The organism is Agrobacterium sp. fls2-241-TYG-188a, from assembly GCF_030209845.1.
In genome coordinates, this window is the sequence record NZ_JARVRD010000001.1 from 356976 (window position 1) to 377714 (window position 20739).

The 20739-nt window shown below is 57.1% G+C and carries 17 protein-coding genes; 9 read left to right on the plus strand and 8 right to left on the minus strand.

The window, feature by feature from the left end; genetic code table 11:
- Positions 1-131: 131 nt before the first annotated feature.
- Both QRN85_RS01505 and QRN85_RS01510 read right to left on the minus strand, forming a co-directional pair.
- A complete protein-coding gene (locus tag QRN85_RS01505; protein ID WP_062588369.1) occupies positions 132-1730 on the minus strand; it encodes an ABC transporter substrate-binding protein in 1599 nt (532 codons plus the stop codon).
- A gap of 292 nt (positions 1731-2022) precedes the next feature.
- Positions 2023-2715 (minus strand): superoxide dismutase, encoded by a 693-nt coding sequence (locus QRN85_RS01510; protein WP_284756980.1) that lies wholly within the window; start codon positions 2713-2715, stop codon positions 2023-2025.
- 147 nt (positions 2716-2862) lie between these two features.
- On the opposite strand from QRN85_RS01510, the gene QRN85_RS01515 reads away from it, so the two are divergent.
- The 3 genes from QRN85_RS01515 (at position 2863) to QRN85_RS01525 (ending at position 6288) form a co-directional block, all read left to right on the plus strand.
- Complete coding sequence (locus QRN85_RS01515; RefSeq protein WP_284756981.1) at positions 2863-3927, plus strand: NAD(P)-dependent alcohol dehydrogenase; 1065 nt, start codon at positions 2863-2865, stop codon at positions 3925-3927.
- 101 nt (positions 3928-4028) lie between these two features.
- Positions 4029-5084 carry a sugar phosphate isomerase/epimerase family protein gene (locus tag QRN85_RS01520; RefSeq protein ID WP_062588363.1) on the plus strand — a complete coding sequence of 352 codons (1056 nt, stop codon included), beginning with the start codon at positions 4029-4031 and terminating at the stop codon, positions 5082-5084.
- Between the two features lie 16 nt (positions 5085-5100).
- Positions 5101-6288 (plus strand): Gfo/Idh/MocA family protein, encoded by a 1188-nt coding sequence (locus QRN85_RS01525; RefSeq protein WP_284756983.1) that lies wholly within the window; start codon positions 5101-5103, stop codon positions 6286-6288.
- A gap of 146 nt (positions 6289-6434) precedes the next feature.
- Here QRN85_RS01525 and QRN85_RS01530 read toward each other — a convergent pair whose 3' ends face one another.
- On the minus strand, positions 6435-6617 hold the full coding sequence (locus tag QRN85_RS01530; protein WP_062588359.1) for a hypothetical protein: 183 nt from the start codon (positions 6615-6617) through the stop codon (positions 6435-6437).
- Between the two features lie 391 nt (positions 6618-7008).
- Here QRN85_RS01530 and QRN85_RS01535 point away from each other — a divergent pair, with 391 nt between their 5' ends.
- Positions 7009-7626: a hypothetical protein gene (locus QRN85_RS01535; RefSeq protein ID WP_284756985.1), complete on the plus strand. Its 618-nt coding sequence runs from the start codon at positions 7009-7011 to the stop codon at positions 7624-7626.
- 37 nt (positions 7627-7663) lie between these two features.
- Here the strand turns inward: QRN85_RS01535 and QRN85_RS01540 are convergent, their stop codons facing one another.
- From QRN85_RS01540 to secA, 4 genes are all read right to left on the minus strand, one after another.
- Positions 7664-8929, minus strand: a complete 1266-nt coding sequence (locus tag QRN85_RS01540) for a GNAT family N-acetyltransferase (protein ID WP_284756987.1) — start codon at positions 8927-8929, stop codon at positions 7664-7666.
- Positions 8930-9113: 184 nt separating this feature from the next.
- On the minus strand, positions 9114-10028 hold the full coding sequence (locus tag QRN85_RS01545; protein WP_284756988.1) for a DMT family transporter: 915 nt from the start codon (positions 10026-10028) through the stop codon (positions 9114-9116).
- Between the two features lie 172 nt (positions 10029-10200).
- Positions 10201-10536 carry a hypothetical protein gene (locus QRN85_RS01550; protein ID WP_284756989.1) on the minus strand — a complete coding sequence of 112 codons (336 nt, stop codon included), beginning with the start codon at positions 10534-10536 and terminating at the stop codon, positions 10201-10203.
- A gap of 177 nt (positions 10537-10713) precedes the next feature.
- Positions 10714-13428, minus strand: a complete 2715-nt coding sequence (gene secA, locus QRN85_RS01555; RefSeq protein WP_112962100.1) for a preprotein translocase subunit SecA — start codon at positions 13426-13428, stop codon at positions 10714-10716.
- A gap of 242 nt (positions 13429-13670) precedes the next feature.
- On the opposite strand from secA, the gene QRN85_RS01560 reads away from it, so the two are divergent.
- The 5 genes from QRN85_RS01560 (at position 13671) to QRN85_RS01580 (ending at position 17531) form a co-directional block, all read left to right on the plus strand.
- On the plus strand, positions 13671-14537 hold the full coding sequence (locus QRN85_RS01560; RefSeq protein WP_082469724.1) for a peptidylprolyl isomerase: 867 nt from the start codon (positions 13671-13673) through the stop codon (positions 14535-14537).
- Positions 14538-14622: 85 nt separating this feature from the next.
- On the plus strand, positions 14623-15864 hold the full coding sequence (gene argJ / locus QRN85_RS01565) for a bifunctional glutamate N-acetyltransferase/amino-acid acetyltransferase ArgJ (protein ID WP_284756992.1): 1242 nt from the start codon (positions 14623-14625) through the stop codon (positions 15862-15864).
- A gap of 18 nt (positions 15865-15882) precedes the next feature.
- Positions 15883-16653, plus strand: a complete 771-nt coding sequence (locus QRN85_RS01570) for a GNAT family N-acetyltransferase (protein ID WP_284756993.1) — start codon at positions 15883-15885, stop codon at positions 16651-16653.
- The gene (mutT, locus tag QRN85_RS01575; protein ID WP_113091946.1) at positions 16653-17066 is read left to right on the plus strand and encodes an 8-oxo-dGTP diphosphatase MutT; all 414 of its coding nucleotides are present in this window, start codon (positions 16653-16655) and stop codon (positions 17064-17066) included. The genes QRN85_RS01570 and mutT overlap by 1 nt, the downstream gene beginning before the upstream one ends.
- 144 nt (positions 17067-17210) lie before the next feature.
- A complete protein-coding gene (locus QRN85_RS01580; protein WP_062588344.1) occupies positions 17211-17531 on the plus strand; it encodes a hypothetical protein in 321 nt (106 codons plus the stop codon).
- 67 nt (positions 17532-17598) lie between these two features.
- Here QRN85_RS01580 and QRN85_RS01585 read toward each other — a convergent pair whose 3' ends face one another.
- Positions 17599-20736 (minus strand): multidrug efflux RND transporter permease subunit, encoded by a 3138-nt coding sequence (locus tag QRN85_RS01585; RefSeq protein ID WP_062588343.1) that lies wholly within the window; start codon positions 20734-20736, stop codon positions 17599-17601.
- Positions 20737-20739 lie beyond the last annotated feature (3 nt).

Consider the following 20739-nt stretch of genomic DNA (forward strand, 5'->3'; position numbering starts at 1 on the left):
ATCTGTTCCGCGCGGGAACCTATGCGCTGGCAGTAGCGACCTTTTCGGTCTGCTTCTTGTTGTGTGTGGGCAGAACGCAAGTGCCGCGCGCCTTGAACCAAGACACGCGGCATTTTCAGATGCGTCCGGTATTACTCGGCGATATCAACGTTTTCGAACGTGAAGTCACCCAGCGGGCTCTGGACGAAACCTGTGACTTCCTTGCGCATCGGAACGACGGACAGGGAGTGGTCGATGGTGGCCCATGGAGCCTGCTTCTTGAAGACAACCTGAGCTTCTTCGTAAAGCTTGGTGCGCTCAGCCTGATCGGTGGTGATCTTGGCCTTCTTCACCAGTGCGTCGAAGTCCTTGTCGCACCATTGTGCACGGTTGTTGCCGCCAACGGCATCGCAACCCAGCAGCGTGTCAAGGAAGTTGTCCGGATCGCCATTGTCACCGGTCCAGCCGAGGAAGACTGCGCCGTCACGGTCCTTTGCCTTCGAACGGTCGAGATATTCGGCCCATTCGTAGGAAACGATCTCGACCTTCACGCCGATCTTGGCGAAATCATCCTGAATGACTTCGGCAGCGCGGCGGGCGTTGAGCATGTAAGGACGCGAAACAGGCATCGCCCAGACCTTCATCGAAAGATCCTTGACGCCAGCATCTGTCAGCATCTTCTTTGCTGCTTCCAGATCGTATGTGTCGTCTTCGACCTTGTCGTTGTAGGACCACATTGTTGGTGGCAGCGGGTTCTTGGCAGGTGTTGCCATGCCCTGGAACACGGCGTCAACGATAGCCTTCTTGTTGATGGCCTTGTTCAGCGCCTTGCGGACTTCCGGCTTGTCGAAGGGAGCCTGCGTGGTGTTGTAGGCGAGGTAGGCAACGTTGAGGCCTTCCTGCTCCAGAACCGTCAGGGACTTGTCTTCCTTCATCGACTTGACGTCTGCAGCGTTCGGGTAAGGCATCAGGTGGCATTCGCCAGCCTTCAGCTTCTGGAAACGAACGGCGGCATCGGTGGTGATGGCGAATACGAGATCGTCGATCTTTGGCGCGCCGCCCCAATATTCCTTGTTGGCCTTGAAGCGGATAACGGCATCCTGCTGGTAGGCGACGAAGGCGAATGGACCGGTGCCAACAGGCATCTGGTTCAACTGGGCCTGCTTGCCTTCCGCGGCGAGCTTGTCGGTGTATTCCTTCGAAACGATCGAAGCGAACGGCATCGCAAGGTTCGCGAGGAACGGAGCTTCCGGACGGTTCAGGGTGAACTTGACCGTCATGTCGTCGACTTTTTCAACGGACTTGATCAGCTTGGGGAAGCCCATGCCTTCGGCATATTCCCAGGACGTGCCAGTGACATATTGATGCCATGGATTGTCGGTCTTGATCTGGCGCTCGATGGAGAAGACGACGTCGTCGGCGTTCAATTCACGTGTTGGCGTGAAGAATTCGGTGGTCTGGAACTTCACGCCCTTGCGCAGCTTGAAGGTGTAGACGGTGCCGTCCTGCGACACTTCCCAGCTCTCGGCCAGGCCAGCAACTGGCTTGGTGGTGCCGGGTTCGAATTCGAGAAGGCGGCTGTAGACGGTGTGGGCCGAGGCATCGAATGTGGTGCCTGCGGTGTAAAGGCCCGGATCGAACCCTTCCGGGGAACCTTCTGAGCAATATACGAAGGTTTTTGCGCTTGCGGCACCCGCAAAGCACGTCGCCGAAAGCAGAGCCGCAGCGATTAGGCCAATTTTGTATCTCATAATAGAGCTCCCAATTTTTGTATCCGGCTCGCTTATTCCGCGACTACCGATGCAATGTGGTTATAAGAAACCTTGCACATACTCAAGCGGGGAACTTAAACGATTCAGGTCATTTTTGACCAAATGTTCAACTTCCCGCGATTTTGATACTAATTTAGGCGGAAGGATTAGAATCTTTGTCTAGAGAATGAGACAAAATCTGCTGCATCTTCGCTATCTGGCACTATTTCAGGCAAGAATGGCGCCCCGAATTCTCAAGGCGCCATTGATATGAAATCTTGATGACAGGCGATCAGGCCTTGGTCATCTTGTCGCCGACGATCCGCCAGTTCACGAGATTTTCAAGAACGGCCTTGATGTGCGCCGGTTTGCGGTTCTCATAATCCACATAATAGGCATGTTCCCAGATATCGATGCCGAGATATGCGGGTCTGCCGACGGCGACCGGGTTGTTGCCGTCCTCATAACCAACAAGGGCAAGCTTGTTCTGGTCATCGCGGGTCAGCCATACCCAGCCGGTGCCGAAGACTTCATCGGACGTGGAAACGGCTTTCTCTACGAACTTGTCGTAGTCGCCGAATGCCGCATTCAGTTCTTCTGCGGCCTTGCCGTCGGGCCTGTTCGGTCCGCCCGGCGTAAACTGCTCCCAGTAGACGATGTGGTTCCAGGCTTGTGCGGCGTTGTTGAAGATCTTCTTGTCAGCCGTCTTGGAAGCGGAAGCCTTCATGATGGCTTCCAGATCCATATCCGCATAGGGCGTGCCCTTTGCCAGTGTGTTCAGCTTGTCGAAATAGGCTTCGTGGTGCTTGCCGTAATGCAGGCCGACGGTTTTTGCGGAAATGTGGGGTGCAAGAGCGTCTTCAGCAAAGGGAAGCGGTGGCTGCGTCAGCGGCAGTGCTGCCTGTGCAAGCGATGGTGCGGAAAGGGCGGATGCCGCAGCGGTTGCCGCTGTCGCCGCCATGATGGCGCGTCTCGTCAATAGCATTTTTCTGTCTCCTCTGGATGACGCTTGGGGGTTATCGTCGATGGCAAACAGGTTCGGCTAGGAAAAGTTTCTTTTAGAGCTTGCTTATTCGGGAGCTCTCTATTTTGTTATCCCAATTGCAGTGATGATGATGTCTAGGAGGACGCGATGCAGTCTCAGGGTAAATCGGGCGAAGAGCGCGCGTTGGTGCTGGAGGAAAAAGGCAAGCTGTCGTTACGTGCCTTGCCGCTAAATGAAGAGGTCGGGCCTCACGATGTGCGCATCGCCATCCATACGGTCGGCATTTGCGGCAGCGATGTGCACTATTACACCCATGGTGCCATCGGAAATTTCGTGGTGCGCGAACCTATGATTCTCGGGCATGAGGCTTCCGGTACCGTTACCGAGGTCGGGTCCCAGGTGACCACACTTGCGGTCGGCGATCGTGTCTGCATGGAGCCGGGTATTCCCGATCCCATCAGCCGTGCGAGCCGGATCGGTCACTACAATCTCGATCCTGCCGTACGTTTCTGGGCTACCCCGCCCGTCCAGGGCGTGTTGCGGGCATCCGTCGTTCACCCGGCTGCCTATACATTCAAACTCCCTGACAATGTGTCGTTTGCTGCAGGCGCTATGGTCGAGCCGCTGGCGGTGGGTGTGCAGGCGGCCACCCAGGCAAAGGTCAAGCCCGGTGATATCGCTGTCGTTATCGGCGCCGGTCCCATCGGTCTGGTAACGGTTCTGGCGGCCCTTGCGGCGGGATGTGCGCGGGTGATTGTGTCCGACGTCGATCCGGTCAAGCTGGACATGGCGCGTGGCCTTGGCCCCGTCGAGACGGTCAATGTGCGCGAAAGCAACCTTGCCGAAGAGGTGTTGAAATCCACCAATGGCTGGGGCGCGGATGTCATTTTCGAGTGCTCCGGTGCAGAGGTTGCCATCACGCATGTATTCGAGCCCTTGAGACCCGCAGGCACCGTCGTGTTTGTGGGGATGCCGACAAAGCTGGTCGCCTATGATGTCGTGGCAGCGCAGATCCGCGAAGCACGGGTGGAGCATGTCTTCCGTTATGCAAACGTGTTTGGTCGCTGCGTCGACATGCTTGCATCCGGCGCTATCGATGTTGCGCCGCTGATTACCCGCACCTTTGACTTCGAAGACAGTATCAAAGCCTTCGATATCGCCGCTTCCGCGCCAGCGGGCGAGGTGAAGATGCAGATTCTCATGCCTCGTTGATGTTTGAGGGTTGCACGAAATTTACCAGCGGTTAGCTTATGCCGCGTTGTGGGCGGTGAGGCTGGAACCGTTCAACTGTATCGATGCAGGAGGAGAAATTCATGAAGACGATCAAGGGACCGGGACTTTTTCTCGGTCAGTTTGCAGGCGATGCCGCACCGTTCAATACGTGGGATGGCATTACCAAATGGGCGGCTGAGAAGGGTTATCTGGGGGTGCAGGTGCCGACTTGGGCCGGACAGCTGATCGACCTTAAGAAAGCATCTGAATCGAAGGATTACTGCGATGAATTTGCCGGTGTCGCCCGTCAGAACGGCGTTGAAGTGACCGAGCTTTCGACCCACTTGCAGGGTCAGCTTGTCGCTGTGCATCCGGCCTATGACGAAGCGTTTGACGGTTTTGCAGCACCGGAGGTGCGCGGTAACCCCAAGGCGCGTCAGCAATGGGCTGTCGAGCAGGTGAAGATGGCGCTCAAGGCATCGCGTAACCTGGGCATCGACGCCCATGCGACATTCTCAGGCGCGCTTGCATGGCCGTTCATATACCCCTGGCCGCAGCGGCCCGCCGGTCTGGTCGAGGCCGCCTTTGACGAGCTCGCCAAGCGCTGGACGCCGATCCTTGATTTTGCGGACGAACAGGGTGTTGACGTCTGCTATGAAATCCATCCCGGTGAAGACCTGCATGATGGCGTAACGTTTGAGATGTTCCTGGAGCGTGTGAAGAACCACAGCCGCGCCAACATGCTCTACGATCCCTCGCATTACGTGCTGCAATGCCTGGATTATCTCGACAATATCGACATCTACAAAGACCGCATCAAGATGTTCCACGTCAAGGATGCGGAGTTCAATCCGACCGGCCGACAGGGCGTTTACGGCGGCTACCAGGGCTGGGTCGAACGGGCAGGGCGGTTCCGCTCGCTGGGTGACGGCCAGGTGGATTTCGGCGCAGTCTTTTCGAAAATGGCAGCGAATGATTTCAGCGGCTGGGCTGTGGTGGAATGGGAATGTGCACTCAAACATCCTGAAGACGGTGCAGCGGAAGGTTCCGAATTCGTGAAGGCGCATATCATTCGCGTTACGGAAAAAGCCTTTGACGACTTCGCCTCCAGCGGCACCGACGATGCTGCCAATCGCCGAATGCTCGGCCTTTCATAAATTCCGAGGAGACAATATGACGATCGAAGGAAAGACGACCGACAGGGCGAACAAGCGCATTCGCCTGGGCATGGTAGGTGGCGGTGCGGGTGCCTTCATCGGTGGTGTGCACCGTATGGCAGCGCGACTGGACAACCGGTTTGAGCTTGTGGCGGGAGCTTTGTCTTCCACGCCGGAAAAATCAAAGGCTTCTGGCCTCGAACTGGGTCTGGACGAAGACCGCTGCTATGGCTCATTCGAGGAGATGGCGGAGCGGGAAGCTGCCCGTGCCGACGGCATAGAGGCTGTGGCAATCGTAACGCCCAACCATGTGCATTACCCGGCTGCGAAAGCTTTTCTTGAGCGCGGCATCCATGTCATCTGCGACAAGCCGCTAACCTCGAACCTGGAAGATGCCAAAAAGCTTAAAGCCGTTGCCGAGAAGGCAGATGCGCTGTTTGTGCTGACGCACAATTACACCGGTTACCCGATGGCGCGTCATGCCCGCGAGCTGGTTGAAAGCGGCGCGCTGGGCGACATTAGACTGGTCCAGATGGAATATCCTCAGGACTGGCTTGCCGAACCGGTTGAACAGACCGGCGCAAAGCAGGCGGTGTGGCGCACCGATCCGGCACAGTCAGGGGCAGGCGGTTCTACCGGCGATATCGGGACACACGCCTACAATCTTGGCTGCTTCATTTCCGGGCTGGAGGCCGATGAACTTGCAGCCGATGTGCACACGTTTGTGGAAGGCCGTCGTCTGGACGACAATGCCCACGTCATGCTGCGTTTCAAGCCCAAGGACGGCAAGGCGCCGGCCAAGGGTCTGCTGTGGTGCAGCCAGGTTGCGGTGGGCAATGAAAACGGCCTGAAAGTGCGCGTCTATGGCAGCAAGGCCGGTATCGAGTGGACGCAGGCTGACCCGAACTATCTCTGGTTCACAAAGCTGGGAGAGCCAAAGCAACTGATTACCCGCGGGGGTGCCGGAGCAGGCGCTGCTGCAGCCCGTGTCAGCCGTATTCCGTCCGGTCATCCGGAGGGATATCTGGAAGCCTTCGCCACCATCTACACCGAGGCCGCAAATGCCATCGATGCGAGGCGGGCAGGCACAGAGCCAGACAAGGCCGTGGTCTACCCTACCATCGATGATGGTGTGAAAGGCGTGGCATTTGTCGAAGCATGCATAGCCTCGTCCAGACAGAATGGCGGCTGGGTAAAGCTTTAACGGCAATCGCGCGCCGGAATGCTTGAGGCGCGCCATTGCGTGAGTGCAAGAAGGGACGGATCAGTCCCTCTTTGCCTCAAGTTTGTTGAACAGACCTGCAATGCAAAGGTGGCGACATCCATTCGCCACCTTTGCGCAGGCACATCTTAAATCACTGGATAGAGCGACCAGAAAAACAACTCATGTTCCTTGTCGCGATCATGGTTTTCCTGCTCGTCATTGACCTTTTGCTCCTGTGGGGAGCCGCCGTCTCTTTTCAGTTTTTCTTCCTGAGCCTTGCGACCAAGTCCGAACAGATCGAATGAAAGCATGTTGAAGCCCGCAACCATTTTCGTTCCTCTTCGTCACATGTGTTAACGACAGGTAAAGTTTTGCGCGTTGCCACGATTTCGTCAAGATAGCCGACGGAATTAGTCTGTTAATGCGACGCGGGAATTGACGTTTTTCATTTCTAAAATTTGCTAATATACGCGATTTTTTTGTGGCCGATCGCCAGCGGCGCCCTTACCACGGCACCTCACATCTTGTGTTTGGTAATTCAGCTCCCGAACTCATCAGCTTTACGCTTATGAGCAGAAATGCGTCGTTTCCCCCGTGATCACATATTAGTTACACCTAATAATAAAATCTTTTCATTTTAGCAAATGCTCATATCTTAGGTTTTCCGGCGGCTTAGAATGTATTTGTGTCAAACGAGCCCGTGCGGAGGAGGAGAGTGATATGAGAAAAATAACATCTTCTTTGATTTTGAGTGCCTGTCTGGTCCTGCCATTCCAGGCAAACGCGCTTGACGTCAGCGTAGGCGGAGTGAGCGCAAGCGTGGGTGGCAATGACCGGGGTGGGATCAGCGCCAATGCATCTGTCGGGGGAAGCGGCGGCATCAATGCGGGGGCGGATGTCGGCGGACGAAGCGGTGGCGGCTTGGGAGCAGACGTCAATGCTTCGGTTGGCGGAGCAAGTGGACTGAACGCGAATACCAGCGCCAATGTGGGCGGGCGGGGCGGCGTCAATGCTGACGTGAATGCCTCTGTCGGCGGATCGAGAGGTCTCAATGCCAATGTCAATGTCGGCGTGGGGCCGACGACGGGCGTCGGCGTTGACGTGGGAATAGGCTCACCGGGAACGCCTGGGGGGCCAGTCACCCCCGGCACGCCGGGCGGCACGATCAGCCCAGGGACAATACCTCCGGGAGCCATTCGCGACGCCATATATTCCTACAACAACATGTCGCGTAACGAGCGTGTGCAGTTGGCGAAACGTTGCGTAGACATTCTGAATGGTGGCTACGACGCTGCCTTGACGAAACTCTGCCGCATGATCCAGACGGCATCGCGATAGGAAATAGGGAGGAGCGGGCTTTCCTGCTCCTCCAATTCTATTTCCTGGCCAGCGACATGATGCGTTCGCGCAAAACGCGGGCGAGATTCCGGGTGTTTCTGTACATGTGAACCTGGGCGGCAACCTGTCTCACATCGCGGTCGCTGTTCTGCGCCAATCCGATGACGAGTGTTCCCATTTGTGCGGTCTCCGCCCAGAAGCCGGACAGCTCCCGATCTTCATCAACAGCGCAGCTATCGGTACGGATGATGTTCGCGTCATCAAGATGCCATTCCGTCAGGCGTTGCATGAGCAACTGATCTATCTGATATGGCTGATAGGTTTCATCGATCGCGATCTTCCACAAATAGGCTTCACCCATTGTCATGAAGACGACCGCAGAGGCGATGGCTTTGCCATCTAGGTTCAGGGTGTGGATACGGACCGCATCGATCTCCGCAAGATTGGTAATCGCTTCGCGGGCAAACGCCGCTCTGTACCGATCACTGACCAGTGCGGAGCGCTTGCGTCCCTTCGAACCGCTGGCCTCGAGGGCAAGGAATTCCTCGGTTCGCAACCGTATGTCCTGCTGCTGTCTCGCGACCTCGTAAGAGAGAGAACCACTACCCTCGATATGGCGCCAGTGTTTGCCCATTGTCTGAAATTCGACCGGCGTGAGCCTGTTTTCCAGATAGGCCTGCGCGTCGATTTGGCTTTCCAGCATCACACGGTGATGAGGTTCTGCGGTGGTCAGTGGCAGGTTGCGGCTGAGTGCGATGGCCTTGACCATCCGCACGAACGGCCCGTCCAGTCTCAGCATGGGCAGGACAAGGACGTGCGGCAGGCGTAGTTCCGGTTGGGAAAGAGCGTCCAGCAAATTGTCGATGGTTTCCGCTGCGCCCTCGGCGTCGACAAGGGGTGTGCCGAGAGGGCCGAACGGATTGGCCCAGGCACGTAGGATTGTCGGGCCGATGGAAAAGCCCGGCTTTTCGACCGTGAACGGCATCAAAAACCGCATCCGGCTGCGACTGCCGTTTTCGTCACGCATCAGGGCGAAGCGGACGGACCGGTCATCCACGCGTGGCATGGCCGGGGCAAGCAGCTTGCCGGTAAAGAAAATATTGGGCTCAAGCACTCGATTGGACAGGAAATCGAGTTCTTCCTGCAGGTCATAGCCCAGTTGAGCGGGATATATGCAGAACTCACGGCCGGAGCGACCGACGCGAACACTGCTATCTGCGGCTGGTCGTTCCGGCAAAGGCTTTGCCAGAAGTGCCGCGAACCGAGTGTCTCTGATATCTGGATCGTTCGGGTCGCTTGCCATGCCTATGCTATGCCGTCCTTCTCATGGGTTGCCGCGACAATGTGAAGCTTACCGGCGCCAATACTTTTGTTATCAACGACCACGACAGTATCCATATCACCAATTCAACTGACAGGTGGTTACTATTTCATATATTGAAACACAGGCAATGTTGAGCATCTTCCACCGGTAAAATTGAGATTTGCTAAAAATCCCTCTCACATGTGATATCCGGTGCCAATAGCTGCGCTGTCCGGCGTTTCGGATACAGTCCGAGAACGAGTGCGCAGCCAGCGATGATAACGAGCGCTCCGATGGCCTGGATTACAGAAAATGGCTCGTCCAGCGCGACCGCCCCGACGATGACAGCGATGATGGTGACCACGAACTCGACGCTGATCGTTTTCGTGGCTCCAATCAGGGAAACGAGCCGGAAATAGGTGATGTAGGTCAGCGCGCTCATGATGATGGCAAGGCTGAACAGATAGGCGAAATCGGACAGGTTGGGCGTGGTCGGCACGGGTATCACGATCAGCAGGGGAAGGGTCATCAGGCCGCCTGCAAGGAAGGACCCTATCGTGATTTCCCAGGCGCCGGAGCCCCTGAGGTGGCGGCTTGCATAATTGCTTCCGAAGGCGGCACAGATGCAGCCCAGCAGGCAGGCGCTACAGCCCAGGGCGAAGGCGGCGGTGAAGGGGACGGCGGGAAAACCAACCAGAATGACAATGCCGCTGAAGCCGAGGATCATTCCGATAAGGCTCTGTGCAGAAATTCTCTCCAGCCCCCACAGCTGACCAATCAGCATGGAAAACAAGGGGATGCTGGCAACCAAGATCGCGGCCATCGCCGTTCCGATGATGGGCGTGGCGTATGAGAGACCGACCAGCTGGCCGGCGACTGTCGTTGCGCCAACCACTGCAAACGCCTTCCATCCCGCACTGAAATCCAGTTTCCGTCTGGCAACTCGCGCAATGATGAGGAGCGTAAGGCTGGCAATGAAGCAGCGCAATGTGACCGCCCCGACCCAACCAAAAGCCGCAACGGCATGAAGAACGAGGAGAAACGAAAGACCCCAGGCCACCGCAAGAAACATATAGGCAGCAAATTCTGCGGGCTTCATAGGGGGCGGTCCGAAGTTGGAAAACAGGGAAAGCGCCAGAGCGTTTCCAGCAGGGAAACGCTCTACGAGAGCCAGCCCGGACCGTCAAACGAATTATAATGAATGCTCGGTTTTGTGAGCGGCGCTAAGGATGCCGAGGCGGGAGTTCGCTCACCGCCTGCGGCTTTGGTTCTCACTCTTCGATTGTGTATTCGCCCAATTCGCACAGGTCTTGCGTATCGGTGGTGGTGTCCAGATCGGGGCTGTCCTGGAACTCGAACCGCATGTCGTAGTCACAGACATCGCGGCCATCGGCAATCGTGATTTTAATGCTCTCGCCGGGGGCCAAGGTGTGATTTCCGAAAACATCGCCTTCCCAATCTTCTTCGTCCACGGGGGAGGTGTAGAAGTGGGTCAGAACCGAATTCGTGCCGTTCTTGAGGACGAAGACCAGATCGTCGGCAAAACTTGGCGTTGCAAAGGTCAATGTGGCAATTGCTGCAAGGGCGTTGATTTTGAAAGCGTTCACAATTTCACTGCCTGAAAATGGTTGAAGATACCGTTTCTCATAAGCCGAAACCGCTGCACCGATAAAGGGGGTGGCTACCCCTTGTGCCAGACCATTTTTGGGCCAAAAGGCCCTTTGCAAACGAAAATGGCCCACGCATCGGTGGGCCAATTCAATAACGCACGTTTCGAAAGCGGCTTATGCCTGCTCAAAAATACCGTGGCAATGCTTGTACTTCTTGCCGGAGCCGCAAGGGCAGGCTTCGTTGCGCCCGATTTTGCCCCAGGTTGCGGGGTTGTTGGGGTCGCGCTGTTCCGGCGGGACGTAGATGGCGCCCGAGTCACGACCGCCTTCGGAAAACTCATCTTCACCGGTGACCGGATCGAGATGGTGCGGCGTCATTTCCGGCAGCTCGGGCTGTGGCGGATCACGCACCAGCTCAACGCGCATGAGTTGCGCCGTCACGGCTTCGCGCAGGTTGGCCAGAAGCGCCTGGAAGAGTTCGAAGGCTTCTGCCTTGTATTCCTGCAGCGGATCGCGCTGCGCATAGCCGCGGAAGCCCACAACCGAGCGAAGGTGATCCAGATTGACGATGTGTTCGCGCCACAGGTGGTCGATTGTCTGAAGAATAACGGAACGCTCGACATAGGTCATGACTTCTGGGCCGAAACGCTCTGTCTTTTCAGCGACTGCCTTGTCCGCAGCTTCCGTGATGCGCTGAAGGATATCGTCTTCTGCGATACCTTCCTCTTTCGCCCACTCATCGACCGGTAGATCGAGATTCAGGAACTGCTCGATGCCAGCCTTCAGGCCCACCATGTCCCACTGTTCAGCGTAGGCGTTTTCCGGAACATGCTTGGTGACAAGAACCTCGATCACCTCGTTGCGCATGTCGGATGCCGTCTCGCTGATATTCTCGGCTTCCATCAGTTCGAGACGCTGCTCGAAGATAACCTTACGCTGGTCGTTGAGAACGTCGTCATATTTCAGAAGGTTTTTACGGGTTTCGAAGTTGCGTGCTTCGACCTTCTTCTGCGCGCGTTCCAGCGCCTTGTTGATCCATGGATGGACAATCGCTTCGCCTTCTTTGAGGCCAAGCTTCTGCAGCATCGAGTCCATGCGGTCGGAACCGAAGATGCGCATCAGGTCATCTTGAAGCGACAGGTAGAACTTCGAGCGGCCAGGGTCACCCTGACGGCCGGAACGACCACGCAACTGGTTGTCGATACGGCGGCTCTCGTGACGCTCGGTGGCGATGACGAACAGGCCGCCGGCTGCAAGCGCCTTGTCCTTGAGAACCTTGATCTCTTCGCGAATGGCTTTTTCCTTCGCGTCGCGCTCAGCGCCTGGCTCCATGCCTTCGAGCTCACGCTCGAGACGCATATCGACGTTACCGCCAAGCTGGATGTCGGTGCCTCGACCGGCCATGTTGGTGGCGATGGTCACGGCACCGGGAACGCCTGCTTGAGAGACAATATAGGCTTCCTGCTCGTGGTAACGCGCGTTCAGGACCTGGAAATTTTCAAAGCCGGTCTGGCGAAGCATTGTCGCCAGTAATTCCGATTTTTCAATCGAGGTGGTGCCGACGAGAACGGGCTGATTGCGCTCGTGCGCAGCCTTGATCTCTTCAATGATCGCCTTGAATTTCTCTTCGCCTGTCCGATAGACTTCGTCGTCTTCATCGATACGCTGGATCGGAAGGTTCGTAGGCACTTCGATGACATCGAGGCCGTAGATGTTGCCAAATTCTTCGGCTTCCGTCGAAGCAGTACCGGTCATGCCCGCGAGCTTCTTGTACATGCGGAAATAGTTCTGGAAGGTCACCGAAGACAGCGTCTGATTCTCAGGCTGGATCTGCACCTTTTCCTTGGCTTCGAGCGCCTGATGCTGGCCTTCCGAATAGCGTCTGCCCGGCATCATGCGGCCAGTGAATTCGTCGATGATGACGATTTCGCCATTGCGGACGATGTAGTCCTTGTCACGCTGGAACAGCTTGTGGGCCTTCAGCGCGTTGTTGATGTGGTGGACGATGGCGACGTTCTCGACATCGTAAAGCGATTCGCCCTTGAGCAGGCCAGCCTGCCGCAAAAGGTTCTCCAGCTTTTCTGTGCCTTCTTCGGAGAAGTTGGCAGAACGCTGCTTTTCGTCGATTTCGTAGTCTTCCGGCGTCAGGGCCGGAATGAATGCATCGATGGTGTTGTAAAGGTCGGAGCGATCATCCAGCGGTCCGGAAATGATCAGCGGCGTGCGTGCCTCATCGACCAGGATCGAGTCGACTTCGTCGACGATCGCGTAATGGTGGCTGCGCTGCACCATCTGGGCCTTGTCATACTTCATGTTGTCACGAAGATAATCGAAGCCAAGCTCGTTGTTGGTGGCGTAGGTGATATCGCAGGCATAGGCCGCGCGGCGCTGGTCATCGTCCAGACCGTGCACGATGACACCCGTCGTCAGGCCGAGAAAGCTGTAGAGCCGCGCCATGGTGGCGGCGTCGCGCTGTGCCAGATAGTCGTTGACGGTAACAACGTGAACGCCCTTGCCTTCGAGCGCATTGAGGTAAACCGCAAGCGTCGCGACGAGCGTCTTGCCTTCACCGGTCTTCATTTCCGAAATGGCGCCCGAATGGAGAATCATCGCACCGGTCAGCTGCACGTCGAATGGCCGCATTCCCAGAACGCGCCGGGATGCTTCGCGCGCCACCGCGAATGCAGGGACGAGGATGCTGTCCAGCGTCTTGCCATCGGCAAGCTGCTGGCGGAATTCTACCGTCTTGGCGGCAAGCGCTTCATCCGAAAGAGCCTTCATCTGCTCTTCCAGCGCGCCGATGGCGTTGATATTGCTTCGATAAGAGCGGACACGGCGTTCATTTGCCGAACCGAACAACTTGCGGGCTATTCCGCCGAGACTGACCATCTTAGTGGCCCTTTCTGAAATTCCGTTTTTGCCCGGGATGCGCATTCTGTCACCGTAATAAAGTACAAATGACAGACTTCACCCTGAAACGTATCTGGACGCGAGGTTGCGTGACAGATAAGAGGGGGGGCAAATGATGTCAACGGTTCTGCCCGTTACAGAATGGCCACATTCCGGTGTTTGGAAGTTTTTTCAGCCGGAAAACCACGTCTGGAGCCGGCATTGTCTCCGAAAGGTTTAATATGTTGCGCTATAATAGAATTGCGGCTGCTGTCATCGTAGCTACGCTTGGGCTTCAGTTTCCTGCTTTCGCACAGGAAGATGCCGTGGTCGCAAAGGTCGGCGATCTGGAAATCCGCCAGTCCGAACTTGATCTTGCCATGAGCAATCTCGACCCGCAGCTGGCCCAGCTTCCCGACGAACAGAAGAAGGTAGCGGCTCTCTCCGGCGCGATCGACGTCAAGCTTCTCGTCAAGGACGCGACGGCAGAAGGTCTGGAAAAGACAGAAGACTTCAAGAAACGCCTTGCTTTCATTTCCGACCGTGAACTGCACAACGCCTACTTCCGCAAGCATGTCGTGGATGCCGTGACCGACGCCGAAGTGAAGGCGCGCTACGACAAGGAAGTTGCTGCTCTTCCACAGGAAGAAGAAGTCAAGGCTGCTCATATTCTGGTCGCGACCGAAGAAGAAGCCAAGGACGTCATCAAGCAGCTGGACGCAGGCAAGGATTTCGCAGCACTGGCCAAGGAAAAGTCCACCGATTCCAACAAGGATGACGGCGGTGATCTGGGCTGGTTCGGCAAGGGCCGCATGGTTCCTGAATTCGAAGAAGCCGCATTCAAGCTTGAAAAGGGCGCCTACACCAAGGAGCCTGTGAAGTCGCAGTTCGGCTTCCACGTCATCAAGCTGGAAGACAAGCGCGTCGCACCGCCACCGGCTTTCGATCAGGTCGAAGCACAGGTTCGCCAGCTGGTCATGCGCGACAAGTATGTTGCGCTGATCGAGAAGGCCAAGGCCGCTCAGAAGATCGATATTCCTGATGAGGCCATGCGCAAGGCCTATGAGGAAGCCAGCAAGCAGCAGGCCGAACAGCCCGCTCAGCAGTAAGCCAGACATTATCTGCGGGGCGGCGACAAGCCGCCCTGTTTCTTTATCGGTTTTATTCCATCCCCATTATGCAGGTTCCTGTTCCATGTCCGCTGCCGTTTCTCCGCTCGCTCCGAAATCCTTCCCAGACATGCCCGCTTTGCGAGGTGTGCGAATGGCAACGGCTGCTGCCGGCATCAAGTACAAGAACCGAACCGATGTTCTGTTGATGGTGTTCGACAAGCCTGCCAGTGTGGCGGGTGTTTTCACCAGGTCGCGTTGCCCGTCTGCTACTGTTGATTTCTGCCGTGCGAACCTGGCTGGTGGTGTTGCCCGTGCCGTTGTTGTCAATTCCGGCAATGCGAATGCCTTCACCGGTGTTAAGGGCAAGGCAGCGACAGAGCTGACCGGCAAGTCTGCCGCAGAAGCCGTTGGCTGTGCTGCGAGTGAAGTTTTTCTTGCTTCGACCGGGGTCATCGGTGAGCCGCTGGACGCCACGAAATTTGCCGGTGTTCTCGGACAGATGAACAAGGATGCGACCGGCGACTTCTGGCAGGAAGCCGCCAAGGCCATCATGACCACGGATACCTATCCGAAAGTTGCAACCCGTACCGCCGAAATCGGTGGCATTACCGTCACCATCAACGGCATTGCCAAGGGTGCGGGCATGATTGCGCCCGACATGGCGACGATGTTGTCCTTTGTCGTGACCGATGCCGACATCGCCGCACCGGCGCTGCAGGCCCTTCTGGCGGCTGGCGTCGGTCCAACCTTCAATTCGGTTACGGTCGATAGCGACACATCCACATCCGATACGCTGATGCTGTTTGCGACCGGTGCCGCCGCTGCGGACGGGCAGGCGCGTATCGAAGATGCCAATGACCCAAAGCTCGCTTCTTTCCGGGATGCGTTGAACGCACTGCTCAAAGACCTTGCGCTGCAGGTTGTTCGTGACGGTGAAGGCGCGCGCAAGATGGTGGAAATCACCGTAACGGGTGCTGAAAGCGACGCTGCGGCAAAGAAGATCGCACTTTCGATCGCAAACTCTCCCTTGGTCAAGACCGCCGTTGCGGGTGAAGACGCAAACTGGGGCCGTGTCGTCATGGCCGTCGGCAAGTCAGGGGAACTCGCGGATCGCGACCGGCTTGCTATCTGGTTCGGACATGTCCGCGTTGCCGTCAATGGCGAGCGCGACCCCGAGTATTCCGAAGCGGAAGCCAGCGCCGTGATGAAAAACGAGGATATTCCGGTCAAAGTCGACATCGGGCTTGGCAATGGTACTGCAACGGTATGGACCTGCGATTTGACCAAGGAATATGTCGAGATCAACGGCGACTACCGGAGCTGATCTGTGGGGTCTCTTGATATGCGCAGCATGCCAATCAATCTTCCGCTTGTCCGCAGGCTGGAAGCCGTTAGCTTTCGGGCATGGCCTGCCTCGTCCGTCATCTATGATGGCAGCTGGCAGATTCGCCTGACCGGGTCTCACCCATCCAAGCGGATCAATTGCGTCGTGCCGCTCGATCCATCCGACTATGGACATTGCGACGTTCGTCTTGAAAAGGCGCGCAAGCGTTTTGAGGATTTCGGACGACCGCTGATCGTGCGCGAGACGGCACTCATGCCGCCGCAATTGCGCGATCATCTTACGCGTGATGGCTGGACGGTATTCGAAGAGGTCGATGTCATGACCAGCGACATCGCCAATGCGGAGCTTCCGGAAACGATGGCACATCTTCCAAGCCATGATATCGGGCGGTTCGTGGAAGCAAGCCTCAAAGTTAGCGGCGACGATCCGTCGCTTCGATCCGCAATTGCGGAGATCGTCACATCCATCAAGCCGACACTCGGCCTTTTCACGAAGGAAGAGGTCGAGGGCGAGCCGCAGGCAACTGTGATTTGCGTGCAAGACAATGATCTTGCCGGCATTCTCTCTCTTGAGGTTGCCGAGCCGATCCGACGTCAGGGCACGGGTTCGCAGATCCTCACATCGGCGCTGCGCTGGGCCCGCATCAGCGGCGCGAAGACCGCCTGGCTCCAGGTTGTCTCGACAAACCGACCGGCTATCGCACTTTACCAGAAGTTCGGCTTTTCGACGGCCTATACCTATCGCTACTGGCGCAAGGATGCTGCCTGATGGCCGAGGCTGGCAGAAGCATATTGCTGGTCGCCGCCTGCGCGCTGGTGGATCAGGATGGTCGTATCCTTCTGGCGCAACGGCCCGAGGGTAAATCGCTTGCCGGACTATGGGAGTTTCCCGGTGGCAAGGTGGAGCCGGGCGAAACGCCCGAGGAAACGCTGATCCGGGAACTGGAAGAGGAGCTTGGGATCAAAACCAAAGTTGCCTGCCTTGCACCCCTGACATTTGCCAGCCACAGCTACGACACCTTTCACCTGCTGATGCCGCTTTACGTGTGCAGGCGTTACGAAGGCATTCCGCGCGGAGCCGAGGGGCAGGCAATCAAGTGGGTCAAACCGCAGGCATTACGGGATTACCCCATGCCGCCAGCAGATGAACCACTGATCCCTTATCTTCAGGACTTATTGTAAAGCCTTTTTTAAAATAAACCTGTGAAGAAGGGATTTTCACGGCTTCGTGCGTACCAAAACGGGGCGCCATTAACCTTTCATTCAGCACCATCTGGCAGATTCACAGGCTGAATAATTGGTAAATGGCGCGTAGCGAGGCCGAAAATGAACGAAGATTTCTGGAAAACAGTCGAGGATCGCCAATCCTATTCCGAGAAGTCGCGCAGAATTGGCGTTTTGAATGTCGCGCTGCTGTTCGGTATGGTTGCCATCGCCCTTTCGCTCATCGTCACTCCCATGCTGGCTGGTAAGACACCGCCTTCCCGTTTCGCGCAGGTGCCTGATAGTTTCGACATGATCAGCACAGGCTCGATCAACCGCAGCGAACAGCCAAAAAAGTCCTACAGCATTCGCCGCAGTATCACGCAGCCCATGCCCGGCTCGGTCTGCATTGTCGATGGATATTCCAACGGCCGCGACTGCTGAAGTTCACGACAGCTCTGATTTGAAACGACAACGCCGCAGATCATCTCTGCGGCGTTTTCGTTCAGGCTCAACCCTCTATGGGCTTGGCTTCTTCCGCAGGCGGCTCTTCCGTCGGTCTTTTCGTGCGCATCAATGTGAGGACGAAAACGAAGAAGGCCGGGACGAAGAAGATCGCAAGGACCGTTGCCGAAACCATACCGCCAAGCACGCCCGTGCCGATGGCGTTCTGGCTGGCAGCACTTGGGCCGGTGGCGATTGCAAGCGGCACCACGCCCAATGTGAAGGCAAGCGACGTCATGATGATGGGGCGGAAGCGGACACGCGCTGCCTCTACCGCTGACTCCATGAGCGACTTGCCCTCGGCATAGTAGTCCTTCGCGAACTCAACGATCAGAATCGCGTTCTTGGCGGAAAGGCCGATAATGGCGATCAGGCCCACCTTGAAGTAGATGTCATTGGGCATGTCACGCAGGATGACCGCAAGTACCGATCCGATGACGCCCAGAGGAACCACCAACATCACGGCAAGCGGAATGGACCAGCTTTCGTAAAGTCCGGCAAGCAGCAGGAACACGAAAAGGATGCTGAGGCCGAAGAGGAATGGGGCCTGCGAACCCGATTTGATCTCTTCCAGTGCCTGTCCCGTCCATTCATAGCCGATGCCTGAGGGCAGTTCCGAGGCGAGCTTTTCCATTTCCGCAATCGCAGCGCCCGTGGAATTTCCCGGAGCGGGAGAGCCGGCAATACGGATCGTCGGATAGCCGTTATAGCCAACGATCTGCGGTGAACCCTTCTGCCATTGCGCGATGGCAAAGGAGCTGAGGGGCACCATGCCGCCACTTGAATTGCGGACATTCAGTTTCAGCAGGTCTTCGACCTGAAGGCGGTCGCGATCCTGCGCCTGTACGACGACGCGCTGCATTCGGCCCGAGTTCGGGAAGTCGTTGATGTAGGACGAACCGAGGTTGGCGGTGATGGTGTTGTTGATATCGGCGAAGGTGACGCCGAAGGTATTGGCCTTTTCGCGGTCGATGACGAGCAGAATCTGCGCAGCGTCGGGAAGACCTTCCACGCGCATACCGGCAAGGATGGGGCTCTGCGCCGCCTTCTGCATCAACTCGGCAGAGGCAGCCGAGAGGGCCGCCTGGCCGATTCCGTTGCGGTCCTGTAGCCGGAAGGAAAAGCCGCCGGATGTGCCGAAACCTTCGATGGGAGGAGGCGAAAGCGCAAAGGTTGTCGCGTCCTTCAGACCAAAGAGTTTCATGTTGGCGCGGTTGGCAATGTCCTGGGCGGAATTGTCGGCACCGCGCTCTGACCAATCCTTGAGCGTGATGAAGGCAAGGGCCGCATTTGCGCCGTTACCAGAGAAGCTGAAGCCCTGGATGGCAACGACGTCCTTGACCGACGGCTCCGCCGCAAAGATCTTTTCGATCTGCTCGATGGACGCAGTGGTGCGGTTGGCACTTGCCTCTGGCGGACCCTGGATATCAACGATCAGGAAGCCCTGGTCTTCATCCGGCACGAAGGCGCTCGGCAGGCTGATGAACAGATAGCCGAGGCCCGCGAGAAGCGCGAGATAGATGACCATCATCCGCCCGGCGCGACGCGCGCCGCCGGTGGCCGCCCTGGTATAGCCATGAGTCAGGGAATCAAATTTGCGGTTGAACCAGCCGCCGGGGCCCCGCTTCTCGTGATGTCCGGCCTTGATCGGCTTGAGGAATGTTGCGCAAAGCGCTGGCGTCAGTGACAGCGCCAGAAATGCGGAAAACAGGATGGATACGACCATCGTCAAGCTGAACTGGCGATAGATGATGCCCGTCGAGCCAGGGAAGAAGGCCATGGGAATGAACACGCAGGCCAGAACCAGCGTAATACCCAGAATAGCGCCGGTGATCTGGCGCATGGCTTTTTGCGTGGCGGCCTTGGGCGACAGGCCTTCCTCGGCCATGATGCGTTCGACATTTTCCACAACGACGATAGCGTCATCAACGAGGATGCCGATGGCAAGCACCATCGCGAACATCGTCAAAACGTTGATGGAAAATCCGGTGGCATACATGACGGCGCAGGTGCCAAGTAGCGCCACGGGCACGACAAGCGTCGGGATGACGGTGTAGCGGAAGTTCTGCAGGAACACGAACATCACCACGAAAACGAGGATGATGGCTTCCACCAGCGTATGAAGCACCTTCTCGATAGACGCGGAAACGAAGGGGCTCGTGTCATAGGGAACGGAATAGGCAACGCCGGTGGGGAAGAAGCGGGACAGTTCCTCAAGCTTTGCCGACACCGCCTTGGACGTGGCAACGGCGTTACCGGTGGATGAAAGCTGAATGCCGACGGCGGCGCTTGCCTGACCGTTCAAGCGGCTGGAGAAGTTGTAGGTTTCCGCACCGAGTTCGATGCGGGCGACATCTTTCAGGCGCACACTGCTGCCATCGGGATTGGCACGCAGGACGATGTTTCCGAATTCCTCAGTGTCTGTGAGCTGGCCTTTGACAAGGACGGTCGCCGTCAAATCCTGTGTGACCGGATTGGGTGCCGCGCCGATCTGCCCGGCAGCAACCTGAGCATTTTGGGCGGTGATGGCGCTGTTGATATCGGCGGCGGTGAGATTGAGGCCAACGAGCTTGTCGGCGTCGATCCACACGCGCATAGCACGTTGGGCAGAAAATAGCTGTGCACGGCCAACGCCTTCGATGCGGCGTAGTTCACCGAGAACGTTTCGGTTGAGATAGTCACCAAGGCCCACCTCGTCCATGGTTCCGTCGGTCGAGGTCAACGTGATGAACATGAGGAAGCCGGAGGCAGCTTCTTCCACCGTCACGCCCTGCGCCGCAACGGCTGACGGAAGGCGGGCTTCGACACGGCGAATGGCGTTTTGCACATCAACGGAGGCCTGGTTGATGTTTGTGCCTGCCTGGAAGGTCGCGTTGATGGAAACCTGGCCCGACGTATCCGAGGTGGACTCGAAATACATCAGCCCTTCAACGCCGTTCAACTCGTCTTCGATAAGACGGGTGACGCCCTGATAGATGTCCTGCGGCGATGCGCCCGGGTAACTCGTTGAAATGGTGAGCTGCGGCGGCGCGACCTTGGGATACTGCGCGATTGGCAGGAAAGGCAGCGCGATGACGCCCGCGATGGAAATGAAAAGCGCGAAAACCCAGGCGAGGATCGGCCGTCTGATGAATAGTTGTGCCATGGG

Excerpts from the sequence above, each read along its gene's own strand:
- QRN85_RS01535 (WP_284756985.1), top strand. The coding sequence starts at position 7,009 with ATGAGAAAAATAACATCTTCTTTGATTTTGAGTGCCTGTCTGGTCCTG.
- QRN85_RS01560 (WP_082469724.1), top strand. The coding sequence starts at position 13,671 with ATGTTGCGCTATAATAGAATTGCGGCTGCTGTCATCGTAGCTACGCTT.
- QRN85_RS01540 (WP_284756987.1), bottom strand. The coding sequence starts at position 8,929 with ATGGCAAGCGACCCGAACGATCCAGATATCAGAGACACTCGGTTCGCG.
- QRN85_RS01530 (WP_062588359.1), bottom strand. The coding sequence starts at position 6,617 with ATGGTTGCGGGCTTCAACATGCTTTCATTCGATCTGTTCGGACTTGGT.
- mutT (WP_113091946.1), top strand. The coding sequence starts at position 16,653 with ATGGCCGAGGCTGGCAGAAGCATATTGCTGGTCGCCGCCTGCGCGCTG.
- QRN85_RS01525 (WP_284756983.1), top strand. The coding sequence starts at position 5,101 with ATGACGATCGAAGGAAAGACGACCGACAGGGCGAACAAGCGCATTCGC.
- QRN85_RS01505 (WP_062588369.1), bottom strand. The coding sequence starts at position 1,730 with ATGAGATACAAAATTGGCCTAATCGCTGCGGCTCTGCTTTCGGCGACG.
- argJ (WP_284756992.1), top strand. The coding sequence starts at position 14,623 with ATGTCCGCTGCCGTTTCTCCGCTCGCTCCGAAATCCTTCCCAGACATG.
- QRN85_RS01510 (WP_284756980.1), bottom strand. The coding sequence starts at position 2,715 with ATGCTATTGACGAGACGCGCCATCATGGCGGCGACAGCGGCAACCGCT.
- QRN85_RS01515 (WP_284756981.1), top strand. The coding sequence starts at position 2,863 with ATGCAGTCTCAGGGTAAATCGGGCGAAGAGCGCGCGTTGGTGCTGGAG.
- secA (WP_112962100.1), bottom strand. The coding sequence starts at position 13,428 with ATGGTCAGTCTCGGCGGAATAGCCCGCAAGTTGTTCGGTTCGGCAAAT.
- QRN85_RS01520 (WP_062588363.1), top strand. The coding sequence starts at position 4,029 with ATGAAGACGATCAAGGGACCGGGACTTTTTCTCGGTCAGTTTGCAGGC.
- QRN85_RS01545 (WP_284756988.1), bottom strand. The coding sequence starts at position 10,028 with ATGAAGCCCGCAGAATTTGCTGCCTATATGTTTCTTGCGGTGGCCTGG.
- QRN85_RS01580 (WP_062588344.1), top strand. The coding sequence starts at position 17,211 with ATGAACGAAGATTTCTGGAAAACAGTCGAGGATCGCCAATCCTATTCC.
- QRN85_RS01585 (WP_062588343.1), bottom strand. The coding sequence starts at position 20,736 with ATGGCACAACTATTCATCAGACGGCCGATCCTCGCCTGGGTTTTCGCG.
- QRN85_RS01570 (WP_284756993.1), top strand. The coding sequence starts at position 15,883 with ATGCGCAGCATGCCAATCAATCTTCCGCTTGTCCGCAGGCTGGAAGCC.